Origin of the sequence: Vibrio tapetis subsp. tapetis, assembly GCF_900233005.1 — a bacterium.
GTDB lineage: Bacteria > Pseudomonadota > Gammaproteobacteria > Enterobacterales > Vibrionaceae > Vibrio > Vibrio tapetis.
In genome coordinates this window covers 3,263,677-3,280,138 of record NZ_LT960611.1, presented here as the reverse complement: position 1 = coordinate 3,280,138, position 16,462 = coordinate 3,263,677, and the positions used below count along the sequence as shown (strand labels likewise).

The window sequence follows — 16,462 nt, the reverse complement described above, 5'->3', positions numbered from 1 at the left end:
ACCTGAAAAGTTAAATCGGTAATAAAATGGTGAATTTGGTTTGTCCCGGCCAACTGATGACGTCTATTTTCCCTTTATGTTGATCAATAAGATTTTGAGAAATAGAAAGCCCTAACCCGGTACCGCCTTCTCGTCCACTGACCATTGGATAAAACAGCGTATCTTGTAGGGCTGGTGGAATACCGGGCCCGTTATCAATCACTTCGATACAGGCGGCGAGTTTGTGTCTTGTACCGTGAATATTGACTTGATGCACCGTTCTGGTGCGAATGAGGATCTCACCATCATTTTGAGGGGCAAGAATCTGAGCCGCATTACTTAAAATGTTAAGAAGCGCTTGCTCTATTTGGTCTGGATCCATTAAAAAATCGGGTAGGCTAGGGTCGTAATCTCTATGAATGACTAACTTGTTTTCAGCTTCTAGTTCAACTAATTGGCGTACTTTCTCAATCACGAGGTGAAGGTTTTCATCTTTCTTTTCACCCAACTTCTGCGGGCCTAGTAGCCGGTCTACTAACGCTCGTAAGCGATCCGCTTGTTCTATGATGATTTGGGTATATTCTTTCAATGATGGATCGGGCAACATGCGGGCAAGCAGTTGAGCTGCACCTCTCAAACCACCTAATGGATTTTTTATCTCATGAGCGAGTCCACGCACTAGTACTTTAGCGGCCTGCTGTTGTGCATGTTGGTTTAGCTCTTGGCTTAAGCGTCTTTGCTGATCAATCTTTCTAAGCTCTAAGATCAGCATGACTTCTTTTTGCCATGAAATCGGACTCACGGTGGCCTCTAATAGCATGGGCTTGCCATTAATCACAAAGGTCACTTCACTGTCAGTAATACTTTGTCCAGATAGAAGGGGTTGAGTGAGTAAATTTAAATCCATCGAGCTATGTTGAATTTGGCTAGCAAGTGAGGCACCGACTAAGCGCTTAGCGCTTTGGGCAAACAACTGTTCCGCCGCCGGGTTGGCGAATCTCATGGTGAGCGTATCATCAAGCATCAAGGTCGCGGTGACGATGTGATCTAAAATATTTGTCGATAGTTGATCGTTCACTAGCATAGTCCCTACCTTAGCGTGCTTGAAATAACAGCATGAATTTCATTGCACTATTATGGTGCATCGTTAGCTAAGTATGAAACATTGAGCAGAGAAGAAAAAGCGCTATGTTGAATAACCGCTCTTATTTTTGTGCGTTATCTCTCTAATTTGCCTTAGCTCGATGTAAATGCACCGATATAGTATCAGTAGATGCAATAAGCTTGCCGTTTCGTAAGGCTTTGATCATAAAGGTATGGGTTCCTCTATCTACGTTGAGTAAGGTCCATTTTTTTTGGGTTTGAGGAGCGCCGTACGTTTCACCGTTAAGTACGAGTTGCAGTTTCTCATCAATGGATAGCTTGCGGCTGCTTTGTAGTGATATTTGAATGCGCCCTTGATTGTCTCGAATGGTTTGATCTGGCTTTGGTGACTCAAAGGTAATCTCTAATGGTTGCGGCTTTACGTGTGCAGGCGCTCGGGCAACGGAAGTTGTGTTTGCATCGAGGTTCTCTTTCGAAAGGGCAGCTTTAGGGGGCATCGATTCATCTAGAGCGTCTAAAGTTGTTGGGTTATCTTCAATGATATCAAAACTTTCGAGATTGGAAGCAAGCGCTGGTGGTGTATAACTCAGGTGTAATACGCCATTATTGTCTGTCCATGTATATACGGTTTGCGCAAATGACGGCGGGCATAAAAATAGAATGATAAAGCTGGCAATAATGTACTTCATGAAGAGCTTACCTTACTAGTATTTCAAGTTAAGCCCATGATATAGAGTGGATTATTTCAATAAAATAAAAAAGGCCCACCTGCGAGGTGAGCCTAATATTTATGCAATCATACGATTGGCTTTACACCGAGAATCAACTCTGTGCTGAACTTATACTGAGTAGTACAGTTCAAACTCAAGTGGGTGAGTAGCCATGTTGATTTGCTCAACATCTTGAGACTTAAGTGCGATGTAAGAATCGATAAAGTCATTAGAGAACACGCCGCCAGCCGTTAGGAATTCACGGTCATCATCAAGCGCTTGAAGTGCTTGCTGTAGTGATTCTGCTACTTTCGGGATTTCTGCTGCTTCTTCAGCTGGAAGATCGTAGAGATCTTTATCCATTGCTTCACCTGGGTGGATCTTGTTTTTAATACCGTCAAGACCAGCCATTAGCATACAAGCGAACGCCAAGTATGGGTTTGCTGTTGGATCTGGGAAGCGAACTTCGATACGACGTGCTTTCGGGCTTGGTACCACAGGGATACGGATAGAAGCAGAACGGTTACGTGCAGAGTATGCAAGCATAACAGGTGCTTCGAAGCCAGGTACAAGACGCTTGTACGAGTTAGTTGATGCGTTAGCAAAGGCGTTGATAGCACGTGCGTGCTTGATGATACCGCCAATGTAGTAAAGTGCCATTTCAGAAAGGCCGCCGTACTTGTCACCAGCAAACAAGTTCTGACCGTCTTTGTTCAAAGACATATGAACGTGCATACCAGAACCGTTATCACCCACTAGTGGCTTAGGCATGAAGGTTGCTGTTTTACCAAATGCGTGAGCAACGTTATGAACAACGTACTTGTAGATTTGGATTTCATCGGCTTTTTCAGTCAATGTGTTAAAGCGAGTTGCGATTTCATTTTGACCCGCAGTTGCCACTTCGTGGTGGTGCGCTTCAACAACAAGACCCATCTCTTCCATAACAAGACACATTGCAGAACGGATATCTTGAGATGAATCAACAGGAGCAACTGGGAAGTAACCACCTTTAACGCCAGGACGGTGACCTTTGTTACCGCCTTCTACATCAGCGCCAGTGTTCCAAGACGCTTCGATATCATCAATTTTGAAGAAAGAACCTGAGATGTCTGTGTTGAATTTCACATCATCAAATAGGAAGAACTCTGGTTCAGGGCCGATAAGAACCGTATCTGCAACACCCGATGCACGCATGAATTCTTCAGCACGTTTTGCAATAGAGCGTGGGTCACGGTCGTAACCTTGCATTGTTGCAGGCTCTAGGATGTCACAACGAATGTTTAGCGTTGCGTCTTCAGTGAATGGGTCAAGTACCGCGCTTGTCGCGTCAGGCATCATTACCATGTCAGATTCGTTAATGCCTTTCCAACCCGCTACAGAAGAACCGTCGAACATTTTGCCTTCTTCAAAGAAGTCTGCGTCGATTTGGTGAGAAGGGATAGAGATGTGTTGCTCTTTACCTTTGGTATCAGTAAAGCGTAAATCAACAAACTTAACTTCGTTTTCTTGGATCAGTGATACAACATTTTCTACTGACATCTTGGATAACCTCCAGTGTTATGAATTTGATAATGCACAATTTTGTTTAAACCGGCATTGATTAATCTTTTCAAAAATTGATATTAATCGATGACTGTTCTACTAAAGCCAAAATCGTGCCAAAAAAAATAATCCTTTATATTCAGCTTGTTATGTAATTAACGTTTATTTTGGTGCGTTTGATTGCACCAAAATGATCCCTGGTAGCACCAATGTGGTGCAATTTAAGGGCAAGTATTAAACCTAACCAAACCAAGGTTATTCAGCAATCAATTTCGTATTTTGTCAATCTCATTTTTGTCTCTGGATTCACTCTCCGATTTCATAAAATGTTCACGCGCTTAAATTTGCTGGTCTACAGGGCAGGGTATTATGTGATTTATAAGCTATAAATAAGAAATAAGCGGAAATAGATCACATATTTCTAGGTTTTTCGCCAAAATCTGATACATTATTGGCCGTTTTTAAAATCAAGTGAGCGGCACTTATTAATTGTTAATAAGACGCGGCTACTTTTATGAGTGAATCGAAATCCATGGCTACTCCACAGATTGATAAGTTAAGAAATATCGCGATTATCGCGCACGTTGACCACGGTAAAACAACGTTGGTTGACAAATTGCTACAGCAATCAGGTACGCTTGAGTCTCGTGGTGAAGCTGAAGAGCGCGTCATGGACTCGAACGATATCGAAAAAGAGCGTGGCATTACCATTCTTGCGAAAAACACCGCAATTAACTGGAATGACTACCGCATCAACATCGTAGATACCCCAGGACACGCCGATTTCGGTGGTGAAGTTGAGCGTATCATGTCGATGGTTGATTCTGTTCTTTTGATCGTTGACGCAGTAGATGGCCCAATGCCACAAACGCGTTTCGTAACGCAAAAAGCGTTCGCACACGGTCTTAAGCCAATCGTTGTAATCAACAAGATTGACCGCCCAGGCGCTCGTCCTGATTGGGTTATGGATCAAATCTTTGACCTTTTCGACAACCTAGGTGCTACTGATGAGCAACTAGACTTCACCACTGTTTACGCTTCAGCTCTTAACGGCTGGGCAACAATGGAAGAAGGCGTTGTTGGCGAAGACATGGAACCATTGTTCCAAGCGGTTGTTGATACAGTAGAAGCGCCTCAAGTTGACCTTGATGGCCCACTTCAAATGCAAGTTTCTCAACTAGATTACAGCTCTTACGTAGGTGTTATCGGTGTTTGTCGTGTTACTCGTGGTTCTGTTAAACCAAACCAACAAGTAACTATCGTCAATGCTGAAGGCAAAAAACGTAACGGTAAAGTCGGTACGGTTCTTGGTTACCTTGGTCTTGACCGTCATGAAGTTGAACAAGCTAACGCTGGTGACATCATTGCAATCACAGGTCTTGGTGAGCTGAAAATTTCAGACACTATCTGTGACCAAAACAATGTTGAAGCAATGGAAGCACTGTCTGTTGATGAACCAACAGTAACCATGACTTTCCAAGTAAACACTTCTCCGTTTGCTGGTAAAGAAGGTAAGTTCGTTACTTCACGTAACATTCTTGAGCGTCTTGAAAAAGAATTGGTTCACAACGTTGCATTGCGCGTTGAAGAAACTGAAAGCCCAGATCGTTTCCGTGTATCAGGCCGTGGTGAACTTCACCTATCTATCCTGATTGAAAACATGCGTCGTGAAGGTTTCGAGCTAGCAGTATCTCGTCCAGAAGTAATCATTCGTGAAGAAAATGGTCAGAAAATGGAACCGTTTGAAACGGTAACTATCGATGTTCTTGAAGAGCACCAAGGTGCAATCATGGAAAGCATCGGCCTACGTAAAGGCGAGCTAACTGACATGGCACCAGATGGTAAAGGCCGTGTTCGCATGGACTTCATGATGCCTTCTCGTGGTCTTATCGGTTTCCAAACTGAATTCCTAACAATGACGTCTGGTTCTGGTCTTATTTACCACTCGTACGATCACTACGGTCCTCACAAAGGCGGCGTAATTGGTCAACGTAACAATGGTGTTCTTGTTTCGAACGCTACTGGTAAAGCTTTGACTTACGCATTGTTCTTCCTTCAAGCTCGTGGTCGTCTATTTGCTGAGCACGCTGATGAAGTTTACGAAGGCCAAGTAATCGGTATTCATAACCGTTCAAACGACCTTACTGTAAACTGTTTGAAAGGTAAGCAGCTAACGAACGTTCGTGCATCTGGTACTGATGAAGCACAGGTTCTTTCTCCGCCAATCCGTCATACTCTAGAGCAAGCTCTTGAGTTTATCGACGAAGATGAGCTAGTAGAAGTAACGCCTGAAAGCATCCGTATTCGTAAGAAACTTCTTACTGAAAACGAGCGTAAGCGCGCAGCACGTCCGGCTAAAGACTAATTTTTTAGTTAGCAAGACCATGTAGAAATTAGAAAGCCCCGCTAGTGATAGCGGGGCTTTTTTGAAGAGAAGAATACAGAATTCGCTTCGCTTATGAGAATACAGAGCGCTCGTAGGCTCGCTTTAGAAACTAGAAACTAGAAACTAGAAGAGCGAGAGCGGGGGGCTTTTGCTCTTATAGTAGCTAGTAGCGAAGCGGTCTAGCTTCTAGTCTCTCGTTTCTTCTCTTTGTGAGCGCCGCGAATTCTGTAGTCTCAGGACGTAGTCCGTCTGTACTCTGCTCTTAAAGCTTTTTCACCAAAAACTCAACCCGCTGCTCCACCGTCCCCCAAGGCACTTCAACCACGTCATAACCTAGATCTTGATAACTCGTAACGAGTTCTGCGTGGATCTCTAACGCTTCTTCAAACGGGTAGGGTCTTACATCGTCTTGAACGTAAATATCGGCGTGTGGTCTGCAGAAGAACACCTGAGGGTTATAGCCAAGGCTTGCTTGGCGGTATGATTCTGGAACGGCTAGACCGCCTTTGGTTAGGTAACCGCAAATATCCGGAATGGCTCGGTCCATGAAAGCGAAATGATTGCTACTGAGCGCGTCTGACTTTTGGCGGGACATTAAATCGAGGCATAATTCGGCAAAACCAGCGAGATCATGCCATGGCAGTATACCGCCCTCTATCGTGCTCTGCTGTTCAATAAGAGCACGAGACCCTTCTGCATAGGTTATATAGTTAAGATTGCCCAGCGCGTTAACCAGAGTGGTTTTACCCGCCCCTGGCCCGCCGGTGATGATGATTGGTTGCATTTGTATAAATCCATATTAAACACTGCTTATTAGAATACAGAATTCATACTACTTACTGAACTTAAAGCATTAACGTTTCCGCCTTCCGCCTTCCGCCTTCCGCCTCAAGCGAAGCGTCCTGCCTTCCCTTACTTCAACTTAGCCAAAAACTTATCGGATTCTGCAATCGCCGCTTTCATTTCTTTAATGGCGACGCCGATGTCTTTTTCTAAGCTCATGAACTCACCTTGCAGTGAACCAATCGCATTGGCGTTCAAGTTATGTTTTAAATACAAAGTATTATCTCGTAGCGTATTTAAGACGGGAGTCATTTTTTTCTCGGCGCGTTTCATGGCTCGTAGCATGTCGCTGTAAGACGCTTTAGTTTGTTTCAACTTACTTTCGCTATCGCGACGAAGTTTGCTGCTGGTGTACAGTTCTAGCTCTTCTTGCCATTCATCAAACAGTGCTTCAGACACATCTTCAATCGCACTGATGCGGCTAGCGACTTCTTCAGCGGCTTTTTCACTGTCTTGGTATTTATCATCGATTTTGTTGTACATCCCTTCTAAATCGCCCCCGTCAAAATGGGTTAGGCTGGATAAGGCTTCAAGCGCACTGGAAAACTCCTCTTGCGCTTCTTGTTGGGATTTTTTTGCGTCTTCGACTCGGTCAACCATGATGTCTCGCTTGTGTACACCGACGGTCTCCATTGCAGAATAGTAGGTGGATTGACAGCCCGTTAGGCCAAAGAGTGCAATGCAAAATGGCAACAAATAACGCATTCGAATTTCCTTTTCGTATAGAATGTAAGTCGCGACCCATTGGGCTCGATAATATTCAAAACTATGAACGACTTGGCAGGGAGATACAAGTTGACGCTAAACAAGATGGTTATTCAGTCTCAAAACTTTACCAAATACCTGGTGAACCGAGTGTCGCACGATCGCTTAACCGTGAGTGCTGGTTATATGGCGTACATTACGTTGTTGTCGCTTGTTCCACTATTAACCGTGTTGTTGTCGGTGTTGTCATCATTTCCGCTTTTTGCCGACGTTGGCGACGTTTTACAAGATTTTGTTATCACACATTTTGTTCCTGCAGCTGGCATTGCCGTTAAATCAGCATTAACCGACTTTGTTGCGAATACCGGGAAAATGACCGCAGTAGGTGGTGCTTTCTTGTTTGTTGCCGCGCTCATGCTCATTTCAAATATCGACAAAAGCCTCAATTTTATTTGGCGAGTGAAAGACAAGCGCCGCAGTGTGTATTCATTTTCAATGTACTGGATGGTGCTCACTTTAGGGCCGAGCATGGTCGGAGCAAGTATTGCTGCAACCTCTTACATTACGTCACTCAATTTTTTAGATAGCGAAGCCATTTCGACCGTTTATACCTACTTTCTACGTTGGCTGCCGTTTATTCTTTCTTTCTTTGCTTTTGTTGGTCTCTATCTGCTGGTGCCAAATACCAAGGTTTCGTTGCGCGACGCGGCTATTGGGGCTTTGGTTGCGGCGATATTATTTGAATTGAGTAAGAAAGGCTTCGCGCTTTACATTACTCACTTTCCTTCATATCAGCTTATCTACGGTGCACTCGCCGCCATTCCCATTTTGTTTGTTTGGGTATATATGTGCTGGCTGATTGTCTTATTAGGCGCAGAGGTTACGGCTAGCCTTGGAGAACAGAAGCTGTGGTATTCTGAAGGTCATCAAAATAAAGAAATGGATGTACCTAGCTCACCGCTAGAGTTGGAATCTGCATCTATAATTGAACAGCAAGGAACAAAAAGTGATAGCACTGATACAGCGAGTAAGTGAAGCATCGGTCAAGGTAGACGGTGAAATTACCGGTGAAATAGACCACGGCTTACTGGTGTTGCTTGGCGTAGAAAAAGAAGACGATGAAGCGAAAGCAAAACGCTTATTAGAGCGAGTTCTGACTTATCGAATATTTGAAGATGAAGCCGGTAAAATGAACTTAAATGTTCAACAAGTGAACGGCAGTGTTTTGGTGGTGTCTCAATTTACATTACCCGCAGACACAAAAAAAGGCACGCGCCCAGGATTTTCTAAAGGCGCAAACCCAACCGATGCTGAGCATTGGTACGATTTTTTTGCTGATAAATGTGCTGAAACGCTCAACACACAACGAGGCCGCTTTGGCGCAGATATGAAAGTATCGCTAGTGAACGATGGCCCAGTAACGTTTTGGTTGCAGGTGTAGAAGAGATAAGGTGGGTTACAGGTTACAGGTTACAGGTTAGAGCTGTTCCTATTACCTGTAGCGAAGCGACCTGTACCCCGTTCATCTAGTTCTTACGAAAAGGATTTCCATGTTTAAACTGATCACGCCAAAAACGGTGAATCAACAGAATAAGTACTACCACTTTCGTTGGCAGATGCTAAGGGAGCCTTGGCGTATGCCAATTGGTTCTGAACGTGACGAATATGACGAAATGAGTCATCACCGTATGATTGTTGATGGCAAGGGTCGTCCAATGGCGGTGGGGCGCTTGTATATTACGCCGGATAACGAAGGGCAAATTCGTTATATGGCAGTAAAACCCAACCGAAGAAATAAAGGTGTAGGTTCTTTAGTGCTGGTGGCGTTGGAGTCGTTTGCGCGACAAGAAGGCGTGAAGCGATTAGTGATTAACGCGCGTGAAGATGCGATCAAATTTTATGAGAAAAATGGTTTTGAGAGCCAGGGCGAACTCAATGATGAAAGAGGTCCACTTCGCCATCAGCAAATGATCAAATCGTTAGATCCACTCGCTAATGTATTACGACGACCTGAATGGTGCGCCGATCTTCAGCAACGTTGGGAGCAACAAATTCCAATCAGTGACAAGATGGGCATTAAAATAAACCAGTACACGGGGTATCGGTTTGAGTGTGCAGCGCAGTTAAATCCGAATTTAAACCCACATAACACCATGTTTGCGGGCTCGGCATTTACTCTGGCAACGTTAACCGGCTGGGGTATGACCTGGCTTCTGATGAAAGAACGTGGACTTGAAGCGGATATCGTCTTAGCTGACAGCCAAATACGCTATCGCCATCCAGTGGAGCACGCGCCCATAGCCGCAACCTCATTAGATGGGATCAGTGGTGACTTAGATAGATTGGCATCAGGACGTAAAGCCCGTGTGATCATTAGCGTGACTATTTTCAGCGGAGATCAAGCCGCCGTTGAATTTGTCGGCACCTACATGTTGTTGCCGAATTATAGGGGGTAGGTGAAGTGCGACGTACTAAGTACTAAAATCGAAGTGAGAAACGCGAAGTAACCGTTGAACTTAGGTAGTTATTTCAGTAATTTAGCTTTTAGAACTTAGCTTTTAGAACTTAGCTTTTAGAACTTAGCTTTTAGAACTTAGCTTTTAGAACTTAGCTTTTAGAACTTCTCTTTTCACTCAAACGGAATAATGACTTTCTCTGTTTGAACCGCGCCGGTTTTACATTCTGCGTTGTTGATTTCTTGCTGCTTAGTGAGTAAATCAACACGCAGTTGTCCACAACGACTAGCTAGCGATAAGGTCAGCTTCCCGATGTCGTTAGCGACTAAGTCGAGACTGCCTTTTAATTGGCCAGTGAAATCTTTGCCCTGTATTTTGGTACTGGTTAATTCGATGTCACCTCGTTTCATTTTCAAGCTAAAGTCACCGACCGTAATAGGAGAGGTAAGGACGGGCTGATCAGGCTTAGGGTTCATTATTTGCTCGAATGCAGGCTCAATACTGGCATCACGTAAACTGACATTGGCAAACCCGCTTAGAGAATAATTCAACATAGCTTCGTCGCCAGCTAATCCGTTTAAATCGAATTCCACTTCCGCCAGACCTTTCATACCCAAGGGGATAGTTCGCCAGTAGCCCAAAGTTTGCAGTGGAAAACCGTCACTTTGAAATTTAAGCTGCCATGGCTGGCTGAGTTGTGTGAAATCCATTTTACCTTGTGCGCGCATTAGTCCGTGCTGCAGTGGCACAACGAGCTTGTCTAGATAACTAATGCCATCTTCGGCGTGTGCTTCAATGAGCGATTGGGAAGCGATTAACTCTCCAATGCTCGCGCTATTAGCTGATAAGGTTAGGTTACCGCTCCATAAACCTAGCTGACTGTCCTTGACCAAGAGTAAATCATCACCAGAGATGTTTAATCCTGAGACTTGACGTTTAGGCTCGCTGGCTAAATTAATGAATTGGCTGCGTTTAATGCGTAATCGCTTTATAGCAACAAATTCTGGATGGTGGTAATTGTTGAGCTCTGGGATAAGCGATTTTAAGTTCAATCCGGTGAGGTCAGACTCAAACGAATTACGCTGATCTGCCTCATTTTCTATTAACCATTCCACACCAGAAACGGTTAAATTATTGAGCGAAATAGCATTTGGATCTAGGGAACCCTGAAGCTGTATATAACCTCGTTTGAAGCCAACATTAAGATCATCGATTGCAATTTTATTCTCGGTTAACTGCAGGCTTAATGTCGGTTCGAGTAGCGTTTGATTTCCTAGAGTGATGTTTTCAGCATTGAGAGACACACGGCCATCTTGTTGCCAAACCTTAACTGGGTATTGAATGTTGTCTAATGTGATATCTGCGGCGGTCAATGAAAACACGTCGCTGGTAATCGTTGTTGAAAGCACGTCTAGCCTTTCAATGAAAACGGGTGTGCTGAGCTGTTCAAATATTTGATTTGAATTTACTTCCATCCATTGAGAGTGGCTTAGCTGTAAGCCCTTAATCGAAGCATTAATGAGATGCCATTGGTTGTTTAGCCATTCCGCCTGAGTCTTAATGTCGGCTTGGCGCCATTTAAAAGACAAACCATAAATTTTCGCACCGTCTTCCAGCACATCCGCATCAACTAACACGTTATCAAACGCTTCGTTGTTCCAATACAACTGTTCGGCTGAAAGTTGAATTTCGCCACGCACCGGCCAGGATGAGGAGGGTTGATATTCTGGCTGCTTTATTTGAAAGCTCAGATCGCGGATGATCAAGGCGTCGTCTGAATAATCCAAATGATCCACGGCTACTTGCGCAATAGAAACGTAAGGTGATGGCGTGATTTCAGGCATGCCTTGTTGTAATTGAAAACCACTTAAAAGCAGGCTGTCTATTGCCAGTTTACCTTGTGAGACTAGACCTTGATTCAACCAAAGTTGTGCGGTTTCTATATAAAGGGGTTCTGGGGAGGTTGAAAGCTCTAGACCATGAAAAGTGAAGTGATAAGGAGACTGATACTCGATCAGGTCTGCACGAATGGTTTGTGATGACGCGTATTTAAAAATGAAGTTAACAACGGGCGTAGCGTACCGAGTATGCAGACTCGCAAATAAAATCAGTATAGAGATAAGCATTAAGCTGAACATCAGGATGATAAGTGCAAGAGCTTTTCTCATTCGTTGATTCCCTTAACGCAATTGAGGTGAGTACTGGTCGATTTTTGTTGCTGATAATATCCAGACTGGCTCAAATAACGAATAGATTCAACAAAAAAGCCCCTCAAATGAGGGGCTTGGTATTTTATTTACCTAATTAATCTAATTGAGGCCCTGCGGCAACAAGTGATTTACCTTCGTCATTATCAGTGTATTGAGCGAAGTTTTTGATAAAGCGTTGAGCCAAGTCTTCTGCTTTGCTGTCCCATTGTAGTGGGTCAACATAGGTATCACGTGGGTCAAGAATGCCTTTATCTACACCAGGAAGATCCGTTGGAACTTCTAGATTAAACACAGGGATTTGAGTGGTGTCTGCGTTGTCAATTGAGCCATCCAAAATGGCGTCAATGATGCCGCGAGTATCTTGAATCGAGATACGTTTGCCTGTGCCGTTCCAGCCGGTATTCACCAAGTAAGCTTGAGCGCCCGCAGCTTCCATGCGTTTCACTAAAACTTCAGCGTATTTGGTTGGATGCAAAGTAAGGAATGCAGCACCAAATGCAGCAGAGAAGGTTGGCGTAGGTTCTGTGATGCCACGTTCAGTACCTGCTAACTTAGCGGTAAAACCAGAAAGGAAATGGTACTTCGTTTGTTCTGGGGTGAGTTTCGCTACTGGAGGAAGCACACCAAATGCATCCGCAGTAAGGAAAATCACTTTTTCAGCATGGCCTGCTTTAGAAACTGGCTTCACGATGTTATCAATGTGATGAATTGGGTAAGAAACACGCGTGTTTTCAGTCTTAGAACCATCATCAAAGTCGATAGAGCCATCGTTGCGAACCGTAACGTTTTCTAACAGTGCATCACGACGAATGGCATTGTAGATGTCTGGTTCAGCTTCTTTAGAAAGGCGAATTGTTTTCGCGTAACAGCCGCCTTCGAAGTTGAAGATACCTTCGTCATCCCAACCGTGCTCATCGTCGCCGATCAGTTGGCGTTTAGGATCGGTAGACAGCGTTGTTTTACCTGTGCCAGACAGGCCAAAGAATACCGCAACATCGCCTTCTTCACCTACGTTAGCGCTACAGTGCATAGACGCGATATCACGAAGAGGCAGGAAGTAGTTCATCATTGCGAACATGCCTTTCTTCATTTCACCGCCGTACCAAGTACCGCCGATTAACTGCATTTTTTCAGTTAAGTTAAACACAGTGAAGTTTTCAGAATGCAGGCCGTGTTCTTGCCATTTTTCATTCGTGGTTTTTGCACCATTCATGACAACGAAATCAGGCTCGAAAGTAGCAAGTTCTTCGTCGCTTGGACGAATGAACATGTTTTTCACGAAGTGCGCTTGCCACGCTACTTCTGTTATGACACGAATTCTAAGTCGTGTGTCGTCATTGGTGCCACAATAGCCATCAATAACAAAAAGACGTTTACCTGAAAGCTGGGTAGTTACGAGTTGTTTTAACTCATTCCATACTTTTAGGTCGATAGGTTTATTATCGTTTTTACCTTGATCAGACCACCACATGGTATCGCGAGTGGTTTCATCTTTAACGATGTACTTATCTTTTGGTGAGCGACCTGTAAAAATACCGGTATCAACAGCAACAGCACCAAGCTCAGTGACTACGCCTTTTTCGTAGCCTTCGAGCTCTGGTCGTGTCTCTTCTTCGAATAATTGGTCAAAACTTGGATTCCGTAGAACTTCAGTTACGCCATTAATACCGTATTTAGTTAGATCTAGTTGTGCAGCCTTAGTATGTTCCATAACAGTCATAGGTGCTCCTTGTAGGATATTTTTTTGTAGGGATTTTGTAATAAATTATTTTTATCTGCTCACCATGCTAACAACAGGACTAAGATAAAACAGGGATATGCATCAAAGAATAACCCTGAATTTTTTGGGGAATCCTAACCCTGTTCACAGTTTTAGCTAGCCCATTTTATAGCCAAAGCAAACCTTTGCGCTAGATCAAAACAATTAATACTTTAAAAAAAATAAGTGCACAAATGGTGACTGTAAGTCTGTGATTTTGTGAGGTAAATAACAAAAAAAGCCAGCGTTATGCTGGCTTTAATGATTTTTTGACTGGCTTATTAAAAATGTTTAATTAATGCACGGTGCCAGTGTTGTTGTCTGCACCCGCAAACAAAGCCGAGACATCTTTTTCGTCGAACGTGTAATTCGTGCCGCAGTAATCACAATGTAAAGAAACGGATCCTTCGGTAGCCAAAATGTCGTTAATCTCTTCACGTGCTACCGTCAGTATTGCAGCGGAACTGCGCTCCCTTGAACAGCCACAAAAGAACTCAACCTCTTGTGGATCAAACAGTTGAACGGTTTCTTGATTATATAAACGGTACAGAATTTCGTTACCAGGTAGGCCGAATAATTCTTCATCTTTAACCGTGTCAGTCAGTTGCTCTAGGTGCTCAAAATCATCAGGTGAGCCGGTGCCATCAGGCATCACTTGAAGCAGCATACCAGCAGCATGTGGTTTGCCATCAAACTCACCTAAACGGAACCATAGACGAGTTTTTAACTGTTCAGAGCGTTCAAAGTAGCCTTCAAGCACTTCAGAAAGTGTATCGCCTTCTAAACCGACCACTCCTTGGTAGCGTTCACCTTTTTTTGGTGAAATTGTGATCACGAGGTGACCTTTACCCATGAGCTGGTGCAAAGTCGCATCTTCTGCGATATCGCCTTCCCAACGCGCAACACCACGCACTTTTTGATCGTCATCACCGTTAATCACAGCAATAGAAACCGGGCCGTCACCTTGCAATTGCAACGTAATAGAGCCTTCGAACTTTAACGTAGCCGTTAATAGTGTGGTTGCGACAAGCAATTCACCCAGAATTCGTTGGACTGGCGCTGGGTATTCTTTGCTTGAAATAATTTGTTGGTATGTGTCGTCCAATTGTACCAATTCGCCACGGACTGATAGGTTCTCAAATAGGTAGCGATGCAAAAGGTTGTTGGCCATGCGATGGGCTCCGGCTTACTGCTGTTTAAATTTAATAATATTTCGACGCTGCTTTTTATCAGGACGTCGATCTGGGCTTGGACTATGCAACGCATTAAGGCGATGCTTCTGAGCGTCTTCTTCGCGTTTGGCGATACTCTCATCAGTTTCTTTATAAAGAGTTTGCGCTTCAGGTGCCCCACGTCGTTGATCGGAAATCTTCTCAATAACGACGGTCTTTTCTTCGTTGCCTTGTCTAAGTTGCACAATGGCACCAAGCTCTACAATCTTGCTTGGTTTTGATCTCTGCTTATTATAATGGACTTTACCGCCATCAACCATATTTCGTGCGATTGAGCGTGTTTTATAAAAACGGGCAGCCCACAGCCATTTATCTAGCCTTACGGCAATACTATTTGAACTCATAGTTAAATCAGGCCTCTAACGATTGACTTCATTACTGAAATAAATAATGGTGGCGAATAATGCGAAATTCAACCTTTCATTAATGTAGAGAATTGAACGGAATGAGGCATATAGCTCGCTTATTGCTTCCAAATTGTAAATTCATATGACATAGCTAAAGCCTTTGTGTACGCTGGCTAGCTAAATTTTTATAAGTTTTATCTGGGGACAGGGAGCGCCGCTAATGCCTTCTCAATTGGTGCAAAGGTTTCAACTTAATCGCACCGCGAACAAAGCCATCGAATTCGTCGCTCAAGCGCAAGGAAAAATTAGCTTATTTCTCACTCTATTATTTATTGCTTTGTCAGCATGGATAGTGGGGCAATTAGCGTGGGGCTTGGCTTATCAAGACCAGAAAGTCACTCGTTGGACACCGATTCCAGTCAGTAGCACGTCATCATCTGGTGCTAACAGCCAAGGACAACAACAAGCGGTTACTCGTTTGTTGGATGCACATCTCTTTGGTCGGTACTCTCAACAGACGGCACCTAAGCCAGTGGCTGCGAAAGTGGTTGATGCGCCGAAAACACGTTTAAATCTAGTTTTGGTCGGTGCCGTCGCTAGCCGTTCTGGCGATAAAAGCTTAGCTGTTGTGGCTAATCGCGGCAAACAAAATACTTATGGCATTGGTGAAACCATTGATGGCACAAGAGCAGTGCTTAAAGTGGTGATGATCGACCGAGTGATCATTGAAAACCAAGGCCAAGATGAAACTCTGATGCTTGAAGGGGTGAAATACAGCAAGCTTTCGGAATCTCAGCAGCAACAAAATACTCAAGCCTCAGGAACAAAAGGCCTCCCTGCAGAGCAGCTCGAACAAATTCGTCGTGAAATCACACAAAACCCTCAGCAAATCATGCAATATATTCGTTTGTCCCAAGTGAAAAAAGATGGGCGAGTGATGGGGTACCGTGTGGGGCCAGGAAAAAACAGAGAACTGTTTGATTCTGTAGGGCTTAAACAAGGGGACATCGCCACCCGAATAAATGGCGCTGATTTAAGTGATCCTGCTGCCATGGGCAAAATATGGCAATCCATTTCAGAGCTTACCGAGTTAAATTTAACTGTAGAACGAAATGGTCAGCAGCACGACATATTTATTGAATTTTAACTTGAGTGGTTAACACTCAAGGTGATGTATCAGGAGCAAAAA

At 43.9% G+C, this 16,462-nt stretch carries 14 protein-coding genes; 5 read left to right on the top strand and 9 right to left on the bottom strand.

Features of this window, described 5'->3' with window-relative positions:
- Positions 1 to 10: 10 nt before the first annotated feature.
- The 3 genes from glnL to glnA all read right to left on the bottom strand — a co-directional run bounded on the left by glnL (position 11) and on the right by glnA (position 3,332).
- Positions 11 to 1,063: a nitrogen regulation protein NR(II) gene (gene glnL / locus VTAP4600_RS14705; RefSeq protein ID WP_415239663.1), complete on the bottom strand. Its 1,053-nt coding sequence runs from the start codon at positions 1,061 to 1,063 to the stop codon at positions 11 to 13.
- A gap of 142 nt (positions 1,064 to 1,205) precedes the next feature.
- A complete protein-coding gene (locus tag VTAP4600_RS14700) occupies positions 1,206 to 1,772 on the bottom strand; it encodes a DUF4124 domain-containing protein (RefSeq protein WP_102523482.1) in 567 nt (188 codons plus the stop codon).
- 150 nt (positions 1,773 to 1,922) lie between these two features.
- Positions 1,923 to 3,332, bottom strand: a complete 1,410-nt coding sequence (gene glnA, locus VTAP4600_RS14695) for a glutamate--ammonia ligase (RefSeq protein WP_102523481.1) — start codon at positions 3,330 to 3,332, stop codon at positions 1,923 to 1,925.
- A gap of 535 nt (positions 3,333 to 3,867) precedes the next feature.
- On the opposite strand from glnA, the gene typA reads away from it, so the two are divergent.
- Complete coding sequence (gene typA / locus VTAP4600_RS14690) at positions 3,868 to 5,700, top strand: translational GTPase TypA (RefSeq protein WP_102523480.1); 1,833 nt, start codon at positions 3,868 to 3,870, stop codon at positions 5,698 to 5,700.
- A gap of 283 nt (positions 5,701 to 5,983) precedes the next feature.
- Here the strand turns inward: typA and VTAP4600_RS14685 are convergent, their stop codons facing one another.
- Both VTAP4600_RS14685 and VTAP4600_RS14680 read right to left on the bottom strand, forming a co-directional pair.
- Complete coding sequence (locus VTAP4600_RS14685; RefSeq protein ID WP_102523479.1) at positions 5,984 to 6,505, bottom strand: AAA family ATPase; 522 nt, start codon at positions 6,503 to 6,505, stop codon at positions 5,984 to 5,986.
- A gap of 128 nt (positions 6,506 to 6,633) precedes the next feature.
- Positions 6,634 to 7,269 carry a DUF2959 domain-containing protein gene (locus VTAP4600_RS14680; protein WP_102523478.1) on the bottom strand — a complete coding sequence of 212 codons (636 nt, stop codon included), beginning with the start codon at positions 7,267 to 7,269 and terminating at the stop codon, positions 6,634 to 6,636.
- A 105-nt stretch (positions 7,270 to 7,374) separates the two neighbouring features.
- Here VTAP4600_RS14680 and VTAP4600_RS14675 point away from each other — a divergent pair, with 105 nt between their 5' ends.
- The 3 genes from VTAP4600_RS14675 to VTAP4600_RS14665 all read left to right on the top strand — a co-directional run bounded on the left by VTAP4600_RS14675 (position 7,375) and on the right by VTAP4600_RS14665 (position 9,725).
- Complete coding sequence (locus VTAP4600_RS14675; protein ID WP_231897919.1) at positions 7,375 to 8,304, top strand: virulence factor BrkB family protein; 930 nt, start codon at positions 7,375 to 7,377, stop codon at positions 8,302 to 8,304.
- Entirely contained in the window at positions 8,276 to 8,710 is a 435-nt protein-coding gene (dtd, locus tag VTAP4600_RS14670) for a D-aminoacyl-tRNA deacylase (protein ID WP_102523476.1), read from the top strand. The genes VTAP4600_RS14675 and dtd overlap by 29 nt, the downstream gene beginning before the upstream one ends.
- A gap of 109 nt (positions 8,711 to 8,819) precedes the next feature.
- Positions 8,820 to 9,725 (top strand): bifunctional GNAT family N-acetyltransferase/hotdog fold thioesterase, encoded by a 906-nt coding sequence (locus VTAP4600_RS14665; protein ID WP_102523475.1) that lies wholly within the window; start codon positions 8,820 to 8,822, stop codon positions 9,723 to 9,725.
- A gap of 173 nt (positions 9,726 to 9,898) precedes the next feature.
- Here VTAP4600_RS14665 and VTAP4600_RS14660 read toward each other — a convergent pair whose 3' ends face one another.
- The 4 genes from VTAP4600_RS14660 to hslR form a co-directional block, all read right to left on the bottom strand.
- On the bottom strand, positions 9,899 to 11,893 hold the full coding sequence (locus tag VTAP4600_RS14660) for an AsmA family protein (protein WP_102523474.1): 1,995 nt from the start codon (positions 11,891 to 11,893) through the stop codon (positions 9,899 to 9,901).
- 136 nt (positions 11,894 to 12,029) lie between these two features.
- The gene (gene pckA / locus VTAP4600_RS14655; RefSeq protein ID WP_102523473.1) at positions 12,030 to 13,655 is read right to left on the bottom strand and encodes a phosphoenolpyruvate carboxykinase (ATP); all 1,626 of its coding nucleotides are present in this window, start codon (positions 13,653 to 13,655) and stop codon (positions 12,030 to 12,032) included.
- A 334-nt stretch (positions 13,656 to 13,989) separates the two neighbouring features.
- Complete coding sequence (gene hslO / locus VTAP4600_RS14650; protein ID WP_102523472.1) at positions 13,990 to 14,865, bottom strand: Hsp33 family molecular chaperone HslO; 876 nt, start codon at positions 14,863 to 14,865, stop codon at positions 13,990 to 13,992.
- Between the two features lie 15 nt (positions 14,866 to 14,880).
- Positions 14,881 to 15,270: a ribosome-associated heat shock protein Hsp15 gene (hslR, locus tag VTAP4600_RS14645; RefSeq protein ID WP_102523471.1), complete on the bottom strand. Its 390-nt coding sequence runs from the start codon at positions 15,268 to 15,270 to the stop codon at positions 14,881 to 14,883.
- 223 nt (positions 15,271 to 15,493) lie between these two features.
- On the opposite strand from hslR, the gene gspC reads away from it, so the two are divergent.
- Positions 15,494 to 16,420 carry a type II secretion system protein GspC gene (gspC, locus tag VTAP4600_RS14640; RefSeq protein WP_102523470.1) on the top strand — a complete coding sequence of 309 codons (927 nt, stop codon included), beginning with the start codon at positions 15,494 to 15,496 and terminating at the stop codon, positions 16,418 to 16,420.
- Positions 16,421 to 16,462 lie beyond the last annotated feature (42 nt).

Coding starts and splice junctions, on each gene's coding strand:
- hslR (WP_102523471.1), bottom strand. CDS start 15,270: ATGAGTTCAAATAGTATTGCCGTAAGGCTAGATAAATGGCTGTGGGCT.
- VTAP4600_RS14680 (WP_102523478.1), bottom strand. CDS start 7,269: ATGCGTTATTTGTTGCCATTTTGCATTGCACTCTTTGGCCTAACGGGC.
- gspC (WP_102523470.1), top strand. CDS start 15,494: ATGCCTTCTCAATTGGTGCAAAGGTTTCAACTTAATCGCACCGCGAAC.
- VTAP4600_RS14685 (WP_102523479.1), bottom strand. CDS start 6,505: ATGCAACCAATCATCATCACCGGCGGGCCAGGGGCGGGTAAAACCACT.
- VTAP4600_RS14665 (WP_102523475.1), top strand. CDS start 8,820: ATGTTTAAACTGATCACGCCAAAAACGGTGAATCAACAGAATAAGTAC.
- glnA (WP_102523481.1), bottom strand. CDS start 3,332: ATGTCAGTAGAAAATGTTGTATCACTGATCCAAGAAAACGAAGTTAAG.
- VTAP4600_RS14675 (WP_231897919.1), top strand. CDS start 7,375: ATGGTTATTCAGTCTCAAAACTTTACCAAATACCTGGTGAACCGAGTG.
- hslO (WP_102523472.1), bottom strand. CDS start 14,865: ATGGCCAACAACCTTTTGCATCGCTACCTATTTGAGAACCTATCAGTC.
- VTAP4600_RS14700 (WP_102523482.1), bottom strand. CDS start 1,772: ATGAAGTACATTATTGCCAGCTTTATCATTCTATTTTTATGCCCGCCG.
- pckA (WP_102523473.1), bottom strand. CDS start 13,655: ATGACTGTTATGGAACATACTAAGGCTGCACAACTAGATCTAACTAAA.
- VTAP4600_RS14660 (WP_102523474.1), bottom strand. CDS start 11,893: ATGAGAAAAGCTCTTGCACTTATCATCCTGATGTTCAGCTTAATGCTT.
- glnL (WP_415239663.1), bottom strand. CDS start 1,063: ATGCTAGTGAACGATCAACTATCGACAAATATTTTAGATCACATCGTC.
- typA (WP_102523480.1), top strand. CDS start 3,868: ATGGCTACTCCACAGATTGATAAGTTAAGAAATATCGCGATTATCGCG.